Raw genomic sequence first — 18,623 nt, 5'->3', positions numbered from 1 at the left:
CGTCGGCAGCGTCAGATGTGTATAAGAGACAGAGCCGGATCCGTTGTTGGAGCCGGGTCCGTTGTTGGAGCCGGGTCCGTTGTTGGAGCTGGGTCCGTTGTTGGAGCTGGGTCCGTTGTTGGAGCCGGGTCCGTTGTTGGAGTAGTATTATCCTCTTCCTTTGGTGTAGAAGCCTCAATTGCTAATGCTTTTACACGTTTAATTTCATCTGAAGCTAATTTTTGAAGTTCCTTTGACTTTGTAGCTAGCGCTTCAAATTCAGCAGAACTTGATTTATATTTCTTCTTATAATTTGCTAACTGTTTATCAATTGCACGAAGCTTATTGATTTCTGCATTAAGTTTTCCTTTATAACTGTTATATTTAGAAGATGAAGTCTTCTCAGTAACTTCTATTTCTGTTTTTCCTTCTTCATTTACATTAAAGTATTGGTTTATAGACTTCGTAATACCATTAATTGTAGACTCTATAGAAGCTAAACGCTTTTCGATTGACTTTCCTTCCTTTGACTTAATAACAATTTGTTTCTTTTTTTCAGTTTTCTTTGTAGTTTCTTTAGCAGTAGGCTTAGTAGTTTGCTTCTTTTGTTTATCTTCTACCTTTACTTTGCTTGAGCTTTTTGCACTTGCAATAGCTGGTGATCCACAAATTACTGAAATAACAAGTACACCTGCTAAAACTTTTGAAATAAATTTTTTGTTCATTTTTTTTCCTCCTTTTTATAAGGGCAGCTGGCTGGCATAGAAAGAATCCTTAGCCCCGATAGCTTTGTGACACCGGGTTTCCCCGGTTGTACCTTTATTTATATAATACACCATTTTTTTGTAATAGTATAGATTTTATATATAAATAGTCATGAAATTAAAATAATTACAAAATAACATTTTCTCTATAATATTATCGATAATTCTTCCCATTTATAGCCTTTATGTAATAAATATTTAGTTTTTACCATATAAAAATAGATGTTTCAATAAGAAAAAGGAGTTATCTCCTTGATGATATAAAAAACATCCTTTGATAACTCCTTTTTTGTTATACTTTGCTTACTTAGCAGAAAGTGCAGCCATATTAATGTAATTATATGGCTGATTAAAGTGAGGTAAGAAAAAGATATCAATAAGTTTTAGCTTATCAATAGTTACTTTTTCTTGAATTGCAAGAGAAAACATATGAATAGCCATAGAAATATCATGCTTTGATGCTATTTGTGCACCAAGTACTCTTCTCGTTTTCTTATCATAGGTTATTCTAATTTTAACCTTTTCATTTTTTTCAATAAATCCAGGTTTTTGAAGATCTTCATAATCTGTATAAGAAACATCAAACCCATTGTTTCTTGCCATTTCTTCAGTTAAACCTGTAGATACCATTTTAAGATCATAAATACATATACCATTAGAACCTTGAACCCCTATAGATTGAAGATCTGTGCCACAAATATTATGTCCTGCAACAACACCTGAACGCACAGCATTAGTGGCAAGAGCAATATAATTTACATCCTCAATAGAATTATCATATACAGTTGCACAGTCACCAATAGCATAAACACCACTTATACTTGTTTGTTGGTTTCTATCTACTAAGTATGGACCATCCTTATATAGTTTCAGTTTATCCTTACCAATTGCATTATTAGGCTTAAATCCTATTGCAAGTACTACCATATCTGCTGGGTATTCTGCTTTATCAGTAACAATAGATTCTACTCTTTTATCTCCCTTGATTTCCTTTACCATTTCACCAAAGGCAAGTTTAATACCATGACTTTCAAGATTATCCTTCATAAGTTCTGTAAATTCTGAATCGTAGTACTTTGAAAGACAAGTATCTGAACAATCAATCAACGTAACATTTTTTCCTTTTCTTTCAAAGGCTTCTGCAAGTTCAACACCAATGTATCCAGCACCTACTACTGCTACGTTTTTAATTTCATCATCTTTAAGCTTTGTAACACAAGCCTCTGCATCTTGATAAAGCTTTACAAATTGTACATTTTCTAGTTCCGTTCCAGGTATATTGGGACGAATAGGTAATGAACCTGTTGCAAGTATTAACTTATCATAACTTTCTTCGATTTTTGTTCCGTCTTTCTTCATTGCATATACAGTTTTATTATCAAAGTCTATATTTTCAACTTCAGTTTCCATGAAAATTTTGGCACCTTTTTCTTCAAGTTTTTCCTTTGAAGAATAGAAAAGACCTGAAGGACCTGGGATTTGTTCACCTATCCATAGCGCCATTCCGCAACCTAAAAAACTTATATTAGAGTTTCTATCAAATACAACAACCTCGTTCCCCTTATAGTTATCAAGAATTGTATTAATTGCCGCTGTTCCCGCATGGTTTGCACCTACAACTATAATCTTAGCCATAATATTCCTCCCTAACCTTTCAAAATAAATATCATTTAATAAATATTATCTATTAACTATTAAGTTCTATAATCATTTTATCCTAATTCGGAATTATTTTCAATTAGTTTTTAATAATTTTTTCACAAATTCCTTAAAAACTAAGAAAAAGGGTAATTAAAATATTATAAATATATTTTAATTAAACCTTTATCTAAGAATCTTACTTACTTCATCCCTATATTCCTTTACCATAATGTCTTCTATACTAAAACTTTGTCCAGTAACTGGATTTATTTCACCTGATTCAATTTTCTTAACTAGCATATAAACAAGTGATTGCATTACCATTATCTATCACTTCCTAAGTTTTTTATATTTTTAATCTTAAATTATTAATTTTATTGATATTATTACCATTTTACTATAGTGTTAAACTTTTATTATAAAATGTTTCAATTAACAAATTATGTAGTTTCAATATACACATATTATCACTTATGTTATTACCTATTAAAATATTACTTTCTAATGAACATCTGATACTAATTTTCTAATTCTCCTTATGCTTTTTTAAATTTCTAAATTATTATTACTTTTTTCTTGAAAATAGGTTCTTTTTAGTGTTAAATTTTATTTATGAATAAATTCTAATGCCACTTTTATGAAAAAATACTTTCCATGTGGTACTTAAAGTTTATACATATTTATGGAATAATGTATGTAGGAAAACTAAAATTATTTATCGTAGATTTTAATAATACTTTAGCTAGGAATTTTATTATTTATTATTGCTAATACTATGGGTAACATAGGAGGTGATAATAAATGTATGATGCTAAAAATACAACTGATGACAATAGTAGGAAAGGAAGTCTTAGATCTGATATATCAGACAGACAATACTTTAATATAGGTCTAGATCATGTTTATTTTAAGGGACATGGCTTCTACGGTAATATACATCATAATATTTTTAAGAAGTTCAAATAATTTGTTTTTATATAGACAAAGTGTTACAATATTGTCTATTCAAAATAATTACGGGGGGATTTTATGCCAAAGGTATCATCTAGAATACTCAACATGCAAGCATCACCTATTAGAAAGTTAGCTCCCTTAGCAATTGATGCAGAGTCAAGAGGAATTAAGGTTCATCATTTGAATATAGGACAACCTGATGTAAAAACTCCTAGAGTGTTTCTAGACGCTTTTAAGGAGTATGATGAAAGTGTATTAAAATATTCTGAGTCTCAAGGTGTTAAAGAAACTTTAGACAGTTTCGTTGAGTATTATAAAAAGTGGAATATAGAATTTAATAATGAGGATATACTTGTCACTAATGGGGGAAGTGAAGCTATTTTATTTGCTATTATGGCAGTAGCTGATTATGGGGATAACGTACTTATGCCTGAACCATTCTATACTAATTATAATGGTTTTGCAGAATCAGCAGGTGTAGATGTTTCTTCATTTATAACGAAAGCTGAAAATGGATTTAGACTTCCAGATGAAGACATCATATGTTCTTCAATTAATTCAAAAACTCGTGCTATTGTAATATCCAACCCTGGTAATCCTACTGGAGTGGTTTATACTGTAGATGAGGTTAAGCTTTTATGCAAAATCGCTAATGATTATGACCTTTTTATTATTGCGGATGAGGTATATAGAGAATTTGTATATGATGGACTAGAATTTACAAGCTTCATGCATATGAAAGGTTATGAGGATAGAATTATTCTAATAGATAGCATATCTAAACGTTATAGTGCATGTGGAGCAAGGGTTGGACTTGTTGCTAGCAAAAACCGTGATATCATTGAAAACATTCTTAAACTATGTCAATCAAGACTTTGTGTACCAACTATAGAACAGATAGCTGTAGCAAAGCTTATTAATGTAGAGGATTCCTATTTTACAGAGGTAAGAAATGAATATGAATGCAGAAGAAATTTAGTTTACTCTGCTCTTTCAAATATGGAAGGAGTTATATGTGAAAAACCAACAGGTGCTTTTTATGTTATAGCTAAGCTTCCTATTAATGATTCAGAAGACTTTATCAAATGGCTTCTTACAGACTACTCTATTAATGGAGAAACAGTAATGCTAGCTCCTGCTGCAGGATTTTATGCAACTGATGGTCTTGGAAAAGATGAAGTTAGAATATCTTATTGCATAAACTGTGAAAATTTAAAAAAAGCTATGACTATACTGGAAAATGGATTAAAAGAATATATAAAAATAAAGCTTTAAAGTATAATACTTTAAAGCTTTATTTTTACAGTATTTTTTATTTCTATAAACCCTTGGGACCTATATAAGTTAATAGCTGGATAATTATGATTGTCCACTGTAAGCTCCAGATTTTCTATTCCTTTTTTATACCCCATAAGCATTATATATGTTAAAAAGTTTCTCGCATATCCCTTTTTACGGGCACTAGGTATAATTCCAAAATTAACAAGATAATATACATCATTTAAGTTTATTATTTGACCATATCCTATAGGCTCACCTTTTTCCTCTAATATAAAGCATAAGTCATCTATAAACTTTGGGCTATATTCCTCCATAATGACATCTTTAAGAGTTAATTCTGTTCTTCCCTTTACATTGCTGAATATTTGATTTTGCAGTCCTACACGAATCTCCTCATCCTTTTTGACAGTATATTTTCTGATAGATAACCCCTTATTGTCTATAGTTTTATCCTTAAGTTCTATTGCAAATTCTTTAAGATTGCAAAACATAAACTTTATACTACTTATAGTGTCATACTCATCTTCAGATTCTTTAAGGTACTCAATATTCTTGCAATTAAAGCTAAATGTATATCCACTAAGTTCAAACCTTTCATCTAAAGAATTAATGAATTCTAAAAAACCTATAGCCTCTGACACTGGATACACTGGATAAAAGTAAAATTCTCTTAGATTGCTATCTATTATAAGGACTCCAACCTCCCTATCATCCTTTGTAGCAATATAAACCCCCTTAATTATTGTAAAGTAAGTTATACTTTTTTTATTTTGACTGTAAAAAGGACTTAAACATGCCTTTTTATCAAACATTATATTTTTTACTGATTGAATGTCTTTAAACTTTAATGTACTAAATTCTAACATTTCTACCCCTAGTTTTTTATTATTATATATTTATATTATACTTTACATATCCTTTAAGTTGAAGCACTTATTACTTTTTTCCAAATATCCTTGAAAAAAAACCTTGTTTCTTATTAGATTCATATTTTAACTTCTCTTTAAGTTGAATTATTTCATAAGCTTTTTGCTTATTCTCCATCTTAAGCTTCATATTTTCACTTATAATTAAGTCTCTTTCCTTAGAACTTACATTTTCACTTAATTCGCAAAGGGACTTATTTATTTCTTGAAGTTTTTCCTCAAGTCCCTTTACGAAATCAACTTCAAGTGAACCTGTAGTAGCTGCAATCTCTTCCCTAACCTCTTCATTTTCCATCAATTTTTTTATTTGAGTATTAGAATATCCCTTTTCCTGAAGGTCTTTTATGAAAAAAAGTGTATCCAATTCCTTTTTAGTAAAAACCCTTCTTGAGTTATTATCCCTTGGAATATTAAGATAAAACTCCTTTTCATAATATCTTATAGCTGACGCTTTATACCCTGTTTTATTACAAGCTTCCTTAAAAGAGTAAATATTTTTTTCCATAATATATCACCTCATGATATACTATTCTATACCCTTTAATCATTTCCCTTGATAAAAATTGTCGTTTAATTTAAGTTTAATTCGTGAGTAAAATCACTTTTTCGAATTTTTCAACCTTTTTTACAGCTTATATTCCTCAAAGATACTAGGCTTAACAATATCTGCAGATGTCACTTGTTTAATTTCACGTGAAAGATTATCTATTGCATCAACATCTCCATGTGTTAGAAATATTTTTCCTCTTACGCCATCTTTTATACTTTTAATCCAATGTATTAAACCATCCATATCAGCGTGTCCTGAAAGCCCAGGGAACTCATGAATCTTTGCCTTAACATTAAGACTTTCACCAAATATTTTAACCCTTTTTTCTCCATCTAAAATTCTTCTTCCAAGTGTTCCACTAGCTTGATATCCTACAAAAACAATGCTACTATTTTCATCCTCAATGTTACTCTTTAAGTGATGCTTAATTCTACCAGCATCACACATCCCACTTGAAGATATAATAACCACACCCTTTTTATAAGCTAGTCTTATAGAAGCTTCCTTAGAAGATGTAAAGGTTAAGTTATTAAAATCAAGAGGGAAATTATCTATGTCTAATTTTTTAAGAGTTTCTTCATCAAAACACTCCATATGTTCTCTAAATATCTCTGTTGCAGCTGTGGCTAAAGGACTATCTACATATATATCTACATCCTGAAGTCTACTTCTTTTCTCAATATCTATATAATTATTAAGTATATATAATAGTTCCTGTGTTCTACCAACAGCAAAAGATGGAATTATTACATTTCCTCCTCTTTGTATTGTATCTACAATTATGTTATATAAAGAGTTACTTTCTTCAATTGGTTTGTGTAGTCTATTTCCATAGGTAGATTCTACAATCAAATAGTCTGCTTCATTTATATATTCATGATCCTTTATTATAGGTATGTTAAGATTACCAAGATCCCCAGTAAATACTACCTTCTTGTTTACTTTTCTATCATGTACAAAAAGTTCAACTATGCTAGAACCTAAAAGATGTCCTGCATCCTTAAGATTAATATGTATATTACTATCAATTTTAAAAATATAATTATATGGAATTGTATGAACATTCTCTAGTGCTAATTCAACATCATCAAAATCATAAAGCGGCTCAACTAAGTCTAGCTTCTTTTGTTGCCTTTTTTTATTTTCCCATTCTGTTTCTGAAATCTGAATATGTGCACTATCCCTAAGCATTATCTTAATTAAATCACCTGTAGCTTGAGTACAGTATATTGTCCCTTTAAAGCCTCTTTTATAAAGAAGCGGAATTCTTCCTGAATGATCAATATGTGCATGGGTTAATATTACAAAGTCAAGCTCATTTGGGTTAAAAGGAAATCTTTCTTTATTTTTTTCTTCTTCTTCACCATGAAAGAGACCACAGTCTATAAGAAACTTTCTTCCCATAGCCTCTATATAATAGCATGATCCTGTAACCATTTTAGATGCTCCACAAAACTTTAATTTCATTAAGTTAAACCACCTTTAAAAAATATTTATATTTGTTGTTGACATATTTCGATTTTTTTGGTAAACTAATATTCGTAGCAAGGGCATGGCCCCTTGGTCAAGCGGTTAAGACACCACCCTTTCACGGTGGTAACAGGGGTTCGATTCCCCTAGGGGTCACCATATAAGGCCAAATAGCTCAGTCGGTAGAGCAGGGGACTGAAAATCCCCGTGTCGCTGGTTCGATTCCGGCTTTGGCCACCAAGAAGAGTAATAGTTTACTCTTCTTTTTTCTTTTTTGACCATTTATTATATATATTAGCTTACAAGTAACATAATTCTATTTAAATAAGTAAAAACCCTTCAAAGTTGTTATTTTGTGTAACTTCAATATTTATTATTCAACATTATAGATTAAAAACTCTATGAAGTGTTTACTGAAAAGTAAAATTCTATACTAAATATATTAAATATTAGTATAGAATTTTAAATAAAAACTACCCTTTAATTACATATTAACTTTTAGAAGCTCTACTGCACACATAGCTTGTACAGCTGCACCATAAATTAAACACTCCTCATCAATGTCAAAATAACTTCCATGTGCAGGATGTATAATACCCTTATCTTCACTTCTACACCCTAACCTATAATATAGTGATGGAACCTTTTGAGAGTAATATGCAAAATCCTCAACACCCATGCTAGGCTTATTAAGTTCTACATATTTTACTTCATCACTATTATTTAAGCTAGATGATAAAAAGTAGAATAAATTATCATCATTATCATAGGATGGATAACCTTCTTCTATTAGAACTTCTACAGTAGCTCCATACATTTTAGCGGTAAATTCAGCAACTTCTTTAACTCTTCTTACTGTTTTTTGTCTTAAATCATTTCCAAGAGTTCTAATAATACCTTCAATCTCAACTTTACTTGCAACAGCATTAGGTGCTGTTCCACCTTTAATCTTTCCAACAGTTATAACCGCACTATCTGTTGCAGATGTTTCCCTTGAAACTAATACTTGAAGATTTTCTACTACCTTACACGCTATAACTATAGCATCTATTCCATTTGCAGGACTAGCCCCATGGGATCCTTTACCATTTACTATTATTTTAAATGGGTTAGAAGCTGCTGCTACTACCCCCTTTTTAATTCCAATATTTCCAGTATTCATTGCCTCACATACATGAAGACCTATTACAGCATTAACATCCTCAAGAGCCCCATATTCAATCATATCCTTAGCTCCACCATCTGTTTCTTCAGCAGGCTGAAATATTAATCTAACAGACCCTTTAAGGTCTTCTTGAAGTTCTTTTAAAATAGCAGCTGCACCTAATTGAATAGCTGTGTGAGCATCATGTCCACATGCGTGCATTATTCCATTTTTCTGAGATTTATAATCAACATTCTTAAGATCTACGACCTCTAGAGCATCCATGTCAGCTCTTAAGGCTATAATATTATCATTTCTTGATCCTATCTGTCCAATTATACCTGAGTTTTCAAATGTTTTGTAATTGATGTCTAAACTGTTTAGTTCATCTTTAACAAGTGAACAAGTATATGGTAAATCCCTATCTATTTCAGGATTACTATGAAGACATCTTCTTATTTTCTTCATCTTTTCAAAGTGTTTTCTAGATAAATCTAAATACTCCTTCATTACTTAACTCCCCCTTCAGTCAATATAAGCTTAGAGCCTATAATTTTACAGCTAGCACCTAAAGGAATAGTAATTTTACTTTCATCATGTCCTATGTTAAGCCCCTTATAGCAAGGTATAGAATACTTCTTAAAAAAGCCCTCAAGTACATATTCTAAAGAATAACTTCTCTCCTTATCATAGGAATTACATGATGTAAACTGCCCTAAAATTACCCCTTTTACTTTTTCAAAAGCCCCAGATAAATATAATTGATAAAGCATTCTATCTACCTTATAGGGTTCTTCATTAATTTCTTCCAAAAATAGTACTATGTCCTTATAGTTTACTTGATATTTAGAACCTAGTAAAGACGTTAAGATAGTAAGATTCCCACCAAAGATTTTACCACTTACATCACCTTCTACGACTGCTTCAAGATCATACTTCGGAGTATATTTTATGTCCATAACATTGTGCAAAAAAGAAGATAAGGTTTCTTTATCCATTCTATAAAAGTCTGAATATATCATAGGACCATGGAAGGTTACTAAATTAGAATACTTATTTATTGCACTATGAATTGCAGTTATATCACTATAGCCAACAAATATTTTAGGATTCTTCCTAATGGATTTGTAATCTATCTTGTCAAGTATTCTCATAGCTCCATATCCACCTCTTAGAGCTACTATAGCTTTAATATTTGATGAGTCAAAAAATATATTTATATCCTTCGCTCTTACATCATCTCCACCAGCTAAAAACCCATCTTTTGCATAACAACTTCGACCTAAAATTGGTTTAAAACCTATCTTTTTAATTTTATCTATACTTTTTTCAAGTTGATCTGAATTAAAAAAAGGACCCGATGGAGCTATAATTCCTATTTCATCATTAAAACTTAAAGCTTTAGGCTTTATCATATTTCACCACTTAATAATTGATTATACTATAATAGTATATGAAATATATATATTTTATTACTTTATATATCCATTAGAGAAAAGGTTCTTCTCTATTTCTATAAGCTTATTAAGTTTTTCCTTATCATCCTTTAAAGACGCCTGACCATACCTTATTGTTCTATAAGCTTCTTTGCTACTATTATCTTTAAGATATAAATTACAAAGGTTTGTATATGCATTAAAGAACTTAGGGTCTTTTTTTATAGTCTCTATTAATTCTTTCTTAGCTAAATCATTTTTATTAAGTTTAACATAGCAAATAGATATATTATATGAAAGAAGATGACTTTTTATATCATTTTTTCTAGCAGTTCTTAGACATACTAAAGCTGACATATAATCTTCCTTCTTTAAATTAATTAAACCTAAATAATAATAAAATAATCCCGGATTATCCTTAAAATATTTTATAACCATTTTCTGAGCTTCGAATACCTTATTTTCTTTAATATATGATAAAATTTTTTCTACTTTTTGCATAATAACCTCCAAATTTTCCTTTATTATAATTCTTGACAAGTAGAAAACTTTTATTCAGTTTTAATAGTTTATTTTTATTATCAATTATGATAAAGTTATTTATGATAATAATCTAAAATAAAAAGTACATATGTTGATTTTTTGTTTTAAAATCAACATATGTACTTACACATACTATATTAAAATTTATGTAAATATTAAAAGTATATTCTAACTTTTAACTATTATTTGCTTTTTAAGTTATTAATAAGTTGCCACATTTCATCTGCAGCCTTTATACTTCTAGAATTAAATTCATATGATCTTTGTGTAGTGATCATATTTGTAAGTTCTTCTACCATATCAACGTTTGATCCTTCAACATAACCTTGAATCATTTTTCCTTCTGGTGCCTTTGGTCTCTCCCCTGAAGTAAATGTATTATCACCTTGAGATAACATATCATTTTTATATGAAAAGTCATACAAATTAATTTTACCTACCTGAAGTCCATCAGATGTAATATTACCATCTGGGGAAATTGAAACAGGCTGCTTTAGATTTTCTTTTTTATAGTTTTGAATTTCAAGCTTCATACCTGAAGCACTATGTACAAAGTTGCCTAATACATCTATGGAAAAACTTCCATCTCTAGTATAATAGGCATTCCCGCTATTATCTAGAACCTTAAAATACCCTTGTCCACTTATAGCTATATCAGTATCTCTTCCTGTATCAATAAATGTACCTTCTTTAGAATTTCTAAATGGTTTAGATACCTTAGTTCCTGTCCCTTGCGCCATATTATCACTATTCGTAAAGGGAACACCATTTCTTTGACGAATGTTTTCCTTTAGGGTTTCACTAAATGAAACATCTATTTTTTTGTATCCTATTGTGTTTGAATTTGCAACATTATTAGAAACTGTATCCATTTTAGCCTGTTGAGAAATAAGTCCACTTCTTCCTGTCCAAATACTTGATAACATATTTATCCCACCTTAATTATACTTATAAAATACTATCGAACTACACCAACTTCATTAACTACTTTACCTAAAATCTCATCCATTTGTTGAAAAACTCTTTGACTAGACTCATAGTTTCTTGAAACAGTTATAAGATCCGTCATTACCTCTGCAACATCTATATTTGCATTTTCAATGTATCCTTGCTTTACTAACTTTAAATCTCCACCTTGTCTGATAGTAGCACCATTATCTGTATTTATTTCAGTTAACATAAACCCTACTCTTCCTACTGAATTGTCTATAATTCCATTTTCATCTAAAGTAGGATGATTATTTGTAAGCATTATCGGACTTCCATTACTACCTATTACTTTACGTCCCTGGGAATCTACAAGAAATCCTTCTCCTGAAACCTGAAATCTTCCATCCCTTGTTAAAGTAGTTTCTCCACTATTGTTAACTACGCTAAACATATACTTATTATCATTAATTGCAAAATCTAACTTCCTATCAGTGTTAGTAATTATACCTTGAGAATAGTCGGTTTTTATACCGTCAACTCCTACTCCAGAGTTCATACTACCAATTACCTTACTAGTATTAATCCTATCTGCATATGATTCTCTACGATTAATTAACACATCATCAAATGTTTTTAATAGTACATTTGTTTTCTTATATCCTGGAGTATTTAAATTAGAAATATTATTACTTAGGTTCTCTTGCTGTACTTGTCTAGTTATTAAGGAAGTAGCTGCATTATAAAGTCCTCTAATCACTTTTCTTCTCTCCTTTTATGCTTTCATCATTTTTAAAAAATGCCTTTATTTCATCTGGATACTTCATACCCATATCCCTTGCTCTTTTTTCTACTTTTACATCAGAAATTGTTGATTTAGGAAATAGTGATATAATCATAGTAGCAACAACAAGTCCAACTCCAAGACCTAATATAAATTTCTTATCAAGTATATTAACCAATACTATTTTTCTCTCTTTTGTAATCCAATTCTTAATAAAACCTCACCCTTTCCTATTCTTAAAGTAGAAGCAATTTCTTCTATACTTCTTCCTTCATTATATAGTAAAAGTATTTCTTTATTCTTTATAGTATTCTGAGCATCCACTTGACTTTCATTTTTATGCACACTTACTTCATCATCACTACCTAATACACTATATTCTTCACTATTAATAGTCATATTAATATCTTTTTGACTTTCTACAACACCTAACTCTTCAACAAATTTTAGTTCATTTAGGTTATAAAGTTTTGTCCCTTTTTTAAAGTTTTCGTAGATAATCTCATATTCTTTATCTTTAATGTGAATTTCTTCCTCCAAAGACTCTATCCTTTGTTCAAGTTTTATAACTTTATCTTCAATCTCAATATATGCTTTTAAAATTTCCTTTTCATAAAAGTTACTTGAATTATTATCTACTAGACTATCAAAGGTGTCACCTGATGTAATATTGCCAATTTTCATACTATTAATCGAAAAACAAATCAATGCTAGCCCAATTATTAAAATAACGTATATCATGAATTTTTACCTTTTTATATATATTTTAGTTTCTTCATATTTTCTCTAACTCTGATTATTGCTCTGCTGTGTAGCTGAGACACTCTTGACTCTGATATTTCTAGTATCTTACCTATCTCTTTTAAGGTTAGCTTTTCATAGTAATATAAGTTTAATACAAGCTTATCCTTATCATTAAGCATATTAATAGCCTCTTTCAAAATATCAATTTGTTCATTTTCCTCAAGTATCTTTTGAGGTTGAGGACTTTTCTCGTCCTCAAGCATATTTTTAAACTGTATATCGTCGTCATCAAGCTTAAAAATAACCTCGTCTAATGAAACAGTAGAAACATAATTTACATAGGTTTGAATATTTCGAACTTCCTCCACTGTGATACTCATAAATTCTGCAATTTCCTTATCATTAGGCTCTCTATTAAGTTGATTTTCAAGATTTTCCCTTGCCTGATTTAATTGTGATAGCTTGGAAAATGCACTTTTAGATATCCAGCTAATTTTTCTAAGTTCATCTATAATAGCCCCTCTTATTCTAAGAGTTGCGTATGTTTCAAACTTTAACCCTTTTGAAACATCAAACTTTTCTATAGCATCTATTAAACCTATTATACCAAAGCTCACTAAATCCTCCTGTTCTACCCCAGGTGGCTTCCCACAAATAAGCCTTGAAGCAATATATTTAACATAAGGAATATACTTTACAATCATGTCTTCTCTTTCATTAACATTTGTATAACACTTCACCATACTACCTCCTAAATCACCTTTTCATTAACTCTCTAGATTTTTCAAATATAAACCTTACTATCTTTTCTTTATCTAATTTATCTAAATTCTCAAATCTACAACCCATTTTGTAAATTTTCATATCCAAATCTTTTTCGACCCTTATAACCTTACACACTGTAGAGATATCTTCAATAAAGTTAGATTTTATTCTAGTTATTATGTATGTTCCTGCTTCAATTTCCTCAGTTGTAATCAATTTTATACCGCCTGCACTTATATCTATACTTTTAGCAGATTTAAATTTATCCTCTAGAAGTTCTATTATCTTTTTGGATATCCCCTTTTCAACTACTTCCTTTTTAACTGGAAGATATGAAACATCTAAAGATATAGGTATTCTATAATCTTCTCTTCTTTGAATTTTCCCCTTATATTCTAGTTCATCTATAATTAAAAGTCTTAAGTTTCCATCAATAATTCTATTAACTATTTTACCCTTGTAGTTATGATATTCATTTTTTAAAAATACAAAGAATTCAACACTTGCCCTTATATGTGGAAGATGACTTTTCGCTCCATTTACTGGAACACTTATAGCTATAGAATTTTCAGATATAATGTCCTGTATTGTACTTTTATATATTTCATCCTCTACAACAAATTCTACTCTTTCGTTAATTCTTAACTTGTTTTTATTTTTCATGTCTATCCCCTCATCAAACTAAATAATCTTGATACATAGCTTTTTACAGAAGAGTTTTTATAACTTCCTGAGTCACCTAATATTCTACTACTTATTACATCTATACATTTAGTCGCCTTTGACCTTGGAAATAATTTGACAAATGATTCTTGCTTTCTAACTGCCATGCTAACATTATGATCCTCTAATATATATCCAAGGTAATTAAGATTAATCTTTAAGAATTTTTTAGATGTAGTACTAAGTTTATTGTAGGTATCATTTGCCTCCTTTGAGTCAGATGTCCTATTCACTATTATGCTTAACTTATCCTCAAATGTGCTACTTGATGCAACCTTTATTAGACCATATGCATCTGTTATAGAAGTAGGTTCGCTATTAGTAATAATTATAACATCATCTGCCATTTTTATAAAGTTAATAACATTTCTACCAACACCTGCACCAGTATCTATAATAAGGATATCAATATCACTTAATTTCTCAAATTCCTTAACAATTTTACTCTCTTCATCTGGTGATAAATTAGCTAGTTTACTTATACCTGATCCACCTGGAATTACTTTAATTCCCTCGGATGTTTCAACTATAATGTCTAACATACTTTTTTCATTTTCCAAAATATCATAAATATTATATGGAGAATTTATTCCAAGTAAAATATCTATATTAGCCATTCCAAAATCTGCATCAAGGATAGCAACCCTTTTACCCTTTTCAGCTAATAACACAGCTAAATTTACAACAAAATTACTTTTACCAACACCGCCTTTTCCACTTGATACTGTAATAACTCTAAAGGATTCATTTCTTTCTGCTTTTGTTTCTACTAATTCTCTAAGTTTAGCGGCTTGGTCCATTTTCCATATCTCCTAATACTATATTGTATATTTTATCTTTACTTGGAACTTCTATATCATCTGGCACATCCTGTCCATTACATATATACGCAATTGGCATTTTACTATAATAAAGCGAATTCAATATACCTCCATACTCATCTGTCTCATCTACTTTTGTTAAAATAATACTTTGGTAATTAAGTGTACTATAATTTTCTATAATAGATTTCATATCTTTATCCTTTGTTGTCACACTAAGAACAAGGTGAATGCTGTCAGGATTAAACTCCTTAACAAGATTTCTTATTTCTGATATCTGCATGAAATTTTTACTACTTCTTCCGGTTGTATCAACAAGAACGATATCACAATTACTCATTCTATCTAGGGCCTGTTCTACATCTTTGCTTGATATAACAACTTCAAATGGTATATTTAATATTTCTGCATATGTTTTTAGCTGTTCTACTGCCCCTATTCTATAAGTATCTAAGGTAATTAATCCTACCTTTTTTCTCTTATATAAGGTGTACATACTAGCAAGCTTTGCAATGGTTGTTGTTTTTCCAACTCCTGTAGGTCCGATAAGGACCTTAATCCTCTCCTCTTCTTCATCTCTTATGTCTATTAAATTCACTATGCTATCTAGCGCTCTTTTTTCAATATCATTATCTCTAACAACTTCATCAGAGCTTTCTATTAGAAGCTTAATACTGCTTTCAATTTCTCCTAGGAGCTCATTATCTACACCTTTACTACTAAGATATTGTATTGTTTTAGACTTAGTATTATGTGTTAAGGTAGCTGCAACTTCTAGATAAGAACTAGCTGTTTTACTTCCTAGGTTTTCTATCATTTTTTTAAGTTCATTAATCTCTTTCTCGACTTTGCTTTCCTTAAAAGACTCTACAGATTCAGAAGGTTTTTTATCTACTACCACTGGTTTTTGATGTACTTTATCTACTGCTGCAGTCACCTCTATCATTTTTTTCTTAAAAAGACCAAGCGCTCCAGAAACTCTAACTCTTTTGCTACTAACAATGGTAGCTTCACTTCCAAGATCATTTTTTATTTTAATCATAGCTTCATTCATATTTTTTACAATGTACTTCCTAATGATCACGTAATTGACACCATCCCTATTGTTTCTATTTGTACATCTGTTGGTATTTCATTCATAGAAAGTATCGTTATGTTTGGAAATACTATCTCAGTTAACTTTCTAAACGCCGGTCTTATTCTAGGAGAACAAAGTAAAACTGGCTGTCCATTAAAATATTCAACAGTGTTAAGATTATTTGTAATAGATTCAAATATTCTCTGAGTTGATTCTGGATCTAGAGCAGGATATGATCCTTGGAATGACTTTTGTATACTATCTCCTATTATTTGCTCTAAATTCATATCAACAGCTGAAACTCTTATTATATTATTTTCATCAACAAGACTTCTACATATGGTTCTTGCAAGTGAAAATCTTGCGTATTCTGTTAATAACTCTATATCTTTAGTTGTTATTGCATTATCAGCTAAAGATTCAAGAATAGTTACAAGATCTCTTACTGGAACTCTTTCCTTTAAAAGATTTTGAAGAACCTTTTGTACATCACCTATAGTCAAGAGATTAGGTATAAGTTCTTCTACAACTGCACTATAACTTTCCTGAATATTGTCAATTAACATCTTAACTTCCTGACGTCCTAAAAGTTCGTGTGCATGCTTTTTAATTACCTCAGCTAAATGTGTAACAAGTACTGTCGTTGGATCGACTACTGTTATTCCCATAATTTCTGCCTCTTCCTTTTTAGTATCTGGAATCCATACTGCTGGAAGGCCAAATGTAGGTTCTACTGTTGTTATTCCATCTATCGGTATGCCATCTCCAAAGGAATCTATTGCAAGGTAGTGGTTACAAAGTATTTCACCCTTTGCAATTACCGTACTTTTTACTTTAATAGAATATTCGTTAGTCGCAAGCTGAAGATTATCCCTTATTCTTATTGGCTGAACTATAATCCCCATTTCAACCGCACACTGCCTTCTGACCCCTGTAATTCTATCAAGTAAGTCTCCACCTGAACTTTGGTCTGCAAGTGGAATAAGTCCATATCCTATTTCAATTTCAAGTGGCTCTACATTAAGTAATGTAAGCACATTCTCTGGTTCCCTTGATGCAGCAACTTCTTCTCCTTGTCCTCCATCAACAGCTGCATATTCTGCACTATATAATGGGTCTTTGGATTTCTTACTCTTATATATTGCAAATGCTGATAATATGCATATAGCTGAAACACTTAAAAACACTCCTCCTGGAAGTGCTGGAATAAGTCCTAAAACTCCCATGATTGATCCTGCCATCATCAATACCTTAGGATATGATGTCATTTGTTCTGAAAGTTCTTTCCCAAGTGTTCTGTCATTTGCAGATCTTGTAACTAAGATACCTGATGAAGTTGATATTAAAAGAGCTGGTATCTGGGAAACCAATCCATCTCCAATAGTAAGCAGTGCGAACTTTTGAAGTGACTCCATTGCTGGAAGGTTCATGAAAATCATTCCAATAATAACTCCACCTATAAGATTTATAGCTACTATTGCTATACCTGCTATAGCATCTCCCTTAACAAACTTACTAGCCCCATCCATAGAACCATAAAAGTCTGCTTCAAGCTGCATTTTAAGTCTTCTATCCTTTGCTTCCTCTTCACTTATAATTCCTGCACTAAGGTCTGCGTCAATACTCATTTGTTTTCCTGGCATAGCATCAAGTGTGAATCTTGCAGAAACCTCTGATACTCTACCAGCACCATTTGTAATAACAACAAACTGTACAATTATAATTATTATGAATAATATAAATCCAACTACGTAGTTACCACCAACAACGAAATTTCCAAAGGCCTCTATGACCTCCCCAGCTTCACCCTGTCCAAGAATTAATCTTGTTGATGATATGTTAAGACCTATTCTAAACAATGTAGTTACTAGTAATAGGGTTGGAAATACTGAAAACTCAAGTATTTCTTTTGTAAACATAGTAGTTAATAATACTATTAATGATATAAGTAAATTAAAAGCTAGCAGTATATCAAGCATCCATGCTGGAAGAGGTATTATTATCATTAAAACTATCGCTATAATACCTAGTGTTACAAATATATCTACATTTTTTGAAAGCTTTTTAGATAACGTATTTGCCATTGTAATTTA

The 18,623-nt window shown here is 30.6% G+C and carries 20 protein-coding genes, 2 tRNA genes and 1 riboswitch; of the genes, 4 read left to right on the top strand and 18 right to left on the bottom strand.

Annotation, left to right across the window (positions count from 1 at the left end; translation table 11 throughout):
* Positions 1-11: 11 nt before the first annotated feature.
* The 3 genes from CLCY_RS14020 to CLCY_RS13925 form a co-directional block, all read right to left on the bottom strand.
* The gene (locus tag CLCY_RS14020) at positions 12-704 is read right to left on the bottom strand and encodes a hypothetical protein (RefSeq protein ID WP_048571146.1); all 693 of its coding nucleotides are present in this window, start codon (positions 702-704) and stop codon (positions 12-14) included.
* A 19-nt stretch (positions 705-723) separates the two neighbouring features.
* Positions 724-807, bottom strand: a riboswitch (cyclic di-GMP riboswitch).
* 239 nt (positions 808-1,046) lie between these two features.
* Positions 1,047-2,378 carry a H2O-forming NADH oxidase gene (gene nox / locus CLCY_RS10865; protein ID WP_048571145.1) on the bottom strand — a complete coding sequence of 444 codons (1,332 nt, stop codon included), beginning with the start codon at positions 2,376-2,378 and terminating at the stop codon, positions 1,047-1,049.
* Positions 2,379-2,567: 189 nt separating this feature from the next.
* A complete protein-coding gene (locus CLCY_RS13925) occupies positions 2,568-2,708 on the bottom strand; it encodes a hypothetical protein (protein ID WP_200899976.1) in 141 nt (46 codons plus the stop codon).
* Between the two features lie 477 nt (positions 2,709-3,185).
* On the opposite strand from CLCY_RS13925, the gene CLCY_RS13810 reads away from it, so the two are divergent.
* Both CLCY_RS13810 and CLCY_RS10860 read left to right on the top strand, forming a co-directional pair.
* Entirely contained in the window at positions 3,186-3,350 is a 165-nt protein-coding gene (locus CLCY_RS13810; protein ID WP_161797126.1) for a hypothetical protein, read from the top strand.
* 63 nt (positions 3,351-3,413) lie between these two features.
* Positions 3,414-4,613 carry a pyridoxal phosphate-dependent aminotransferase gene (locus CLCY_RS10860; RefSeq protein WP_048571144.1) on the top strand — a complete coding sequence of 400 codons (1,200 nt, stop codon included), beginning with the start codon at positions 3,414-3,416 and terminating at the stop codon, positions 4,611-4,613.
* Positions 4,614-4,624: 11 nt separating this feature from the next.
* Here CLCY_RS10860 and CLCY_RS10855 read toward each other — a convergent pair whose 3' ends face one another.
* The 3 genes from CLCY_RS10855 to CLCY_RS10845 form a co-directional block, all read right to left on the bottom strand.
* Positions 4,625-5,485 carry a GNAT family N-acetyltransferase gene (locus tag CLCY_RS10855; RefSeq protein WP_048571143.1) on the bottom strand — a complete coding sequence of 287 codons (861 nt, stop codon included), beginning with the start codon at positions 5,483-5,485 and terminating at the stop codon, positions 4,625-4,627.
* Positions 5,486-5,555: 70 nt separating this feature from the next.
* Positions 5,556-6,050 (bottom strand): MerR family transcriptional regulator, encoded by a 495-nt coding sequence (locus CLCY_RS10850; RefSeq protein WP_048571142.1) that lies wholly within the window; start codon positions 6,048-6,050, stop codon positions 5,556-5,558.
* Positions 6,051-6,170: 120 nt separating this feature from the next.
* Positions 6,171-7,562 (bottom strand): MBL fold metallo-hydrolase, encoded by a 1,392-nt coding sequence (locus CLCY_RS10845; protein WP_048571141.1) that lies wholly within the window; start codon positions 7,560-7,562, stop codon positions 6,171-6,173.
* 87 nt (positions 7,563-7,649) lie between these two features.
* On the opposite strand from CLCY_RS10845, the gene CLCY_RS10840 reads away from it, so the two are divergent.
* Positions 7,650-7,724, top strand: a tRNA-Glu gene (locus CLCY_RS10840).
* Between the two features lie 5 nt (positions 7,725-7,729).
* Positions 7,730-7,805: transfer RNA gene (locus CLCY_RS10835), tRNA-Phe, on the top strand.
* Positions 7,806-8,049: 244 nt separating this feature from the next.
* On the opposite strand, the gene CLCY_RS10830 is transcribed toward CLCY_RS10835, so the two are convergent.
* The 12 genes from CLCY_RS10830 to flhA all read right to left on the bottom strand — a co-directional run bounded on the left by CLCY_RS10830 (position 8,050) and on the right by flhA (position 18,614).
* Positions 8,050-9,219 carry a M20 metallopeptidase family protein gene (locus tag CLCY_RS10830; protein WP_048571140.1) on the bottom strand — a complete coding sequence of 390 codons (1,170 nt, stop codon included), beginning with the start codon at positions 9,217-9,219 and terminating at the stop codon, positions 8,050-8,052.
* On the bottom strand, positions 9,219-10,124 hold the full coding sequence (locus CLCY_RS10825; RefSeq protein ID WP_048571139.1) for a S66 peptidase family protein: 906 nt from the start codon (positions 10,122-10,124) through the stop codon (positions 9,219-9,221). Before CLCY_RS10825 ends, CLCY_RS10830 begins: the two co-directional genes overlap by 1 nt.
* Positions 10,125-10,181: 57 nt before the next feature.
* On the bottom strand, positions 10,182-10,646 hold the full coding sequence (locus CLCY_RS10820) for a tetratricopeptide repeat protein (protein WP_048571138.1): 465 nt from the start codon (positions 10,644-10,646) through the stop codon (positions 10,182-10,184).
* 224 nt (positions 10,647-10,870) lie between these two features.
* On the bottom strand, positions 10,871-11,614 hold the full coding sequence (locus CLCY_RS10815; RefSeq protein WP_048571137.1) for a flagellar hook-basal body protein: 744 nt from the start codon (positions 11,612-11,614) through the stop codon (positions 10,871-10,873).
* Positions 11,615-11,646: 32 nt separating this feature from the next.
* Positions 11,647-12,375, bottom strand: coding sequence for a flagellar hook-basal body complex protein (locus tag CLCY_RS10810; RefSeq protein ID WP_048571136.1), 729 nt, complete (start codon positions 12,373-12,375; stop codon positions 11,647-11,649).
* A complete protein-coding gene (locus CLCY_RS13850; protein ID WP_048571135.1) occupies positions 12,368-12,577 on the bottom strand; it encodes a hypothetical protein in 210 nt (69 codons plus the stop codon). Before CLCY_RS13850 ends, CLCY_RS10810 begins: the two co-directional genes overlap by 8 nt.
* A gap of 2 nt (positions 12,578-12,579) precedes the next feature.
* Positions 12,580-13,140: a DUF6115 domain-containing protein gene (locus tag CLCY_RS10800; RefSeq protein ID WP_048571134.1), complete on the bottom strand. Its 561-nt coding sequence runs from the start codon at positions 13,138-13,140 to the stop codon at positions 12,580-12,582.
* Positions 13,141-13,154: 14 nt separating this feature from the next.
* Positions 13,155-13,886: a FliA/WhiG family RNA polymerase sigma factor gene (locus CLCY_RS10795; protein ID WP_048571133.1), complete on the bottom strand. Its 732-nt coding sequence runs from the start codon at positions 13,884-13,886 to the stop codon at positions 13,155-13,157.
* 13 nt (positions 13,887-13,899) lie between these two features.
* On the bottom strand, positions 13,900-14,571 hold the full coding sequence (locus CLCY_RS10790) for a flagellar brake protein (protein WP_048571132.1): 672 nt from the start codon (positions 14,569-14,571) through the stop codon (positions 13,900-13,902).
* A gap of 2 nt (positions 14,572-14,573) precedes the next feature.
* On the bottom strand, positions 14,574-15,431 hold the full coding sequence (locus CLCY_RS10785; protein WP_048571131.1) for a MinD/ParA family protein: 858 nt from the start codon (positions 15,429-15,431) through the stop codon (positions 14,574-14,576).
* Positions 15,415-16,536 (bottom strand): flagellar biosynthesis GTPase FlhF, encoded by a 1,122-nt coding sequence (gene flhF, locus CLCY_RS10780; RefSeq protein ID WP_048571130.1) that lies wholly within the window; start codon positions 16,534-16,536, stop codon positions 15,415-15,417. The genes CLCY_RS10785 and flhF overlap by 17 nt, the downstream gene beginning before the upstream one ends.
* Positions 16,533-18,614: a flagellar biosynthesis protein FlhA gene (gene flhA / locus CLCY_RS10775; RefSeq protein WP_152668153.1), complete on the bottom strand. Its 2,082-nt coding sequence runs from the start codon at positions 18,612-18,614 to the stop codon at positions 16,533-16,535. The genes flhF and flhA overlap by 4 nt, the downstream gene beginning before the upstream one ends.
* Positions 18,615-18,623: the final 9 nt, after the last annotated feature.

Origin of the sequence: Clostridium cylindrosporum DSM 605 (assembly GCF_001047375.1) — a bacterium.
Classification (GTDB): Bacteria; Bacillota; Clostridia; order Clostridiales; family Caloramatoraceae; genus Clostridium_AB; species Clostridium_AB cylindrosporum.
This window is presented reverse-complemented; position numbering and strand designations above follow the sequence as displayed.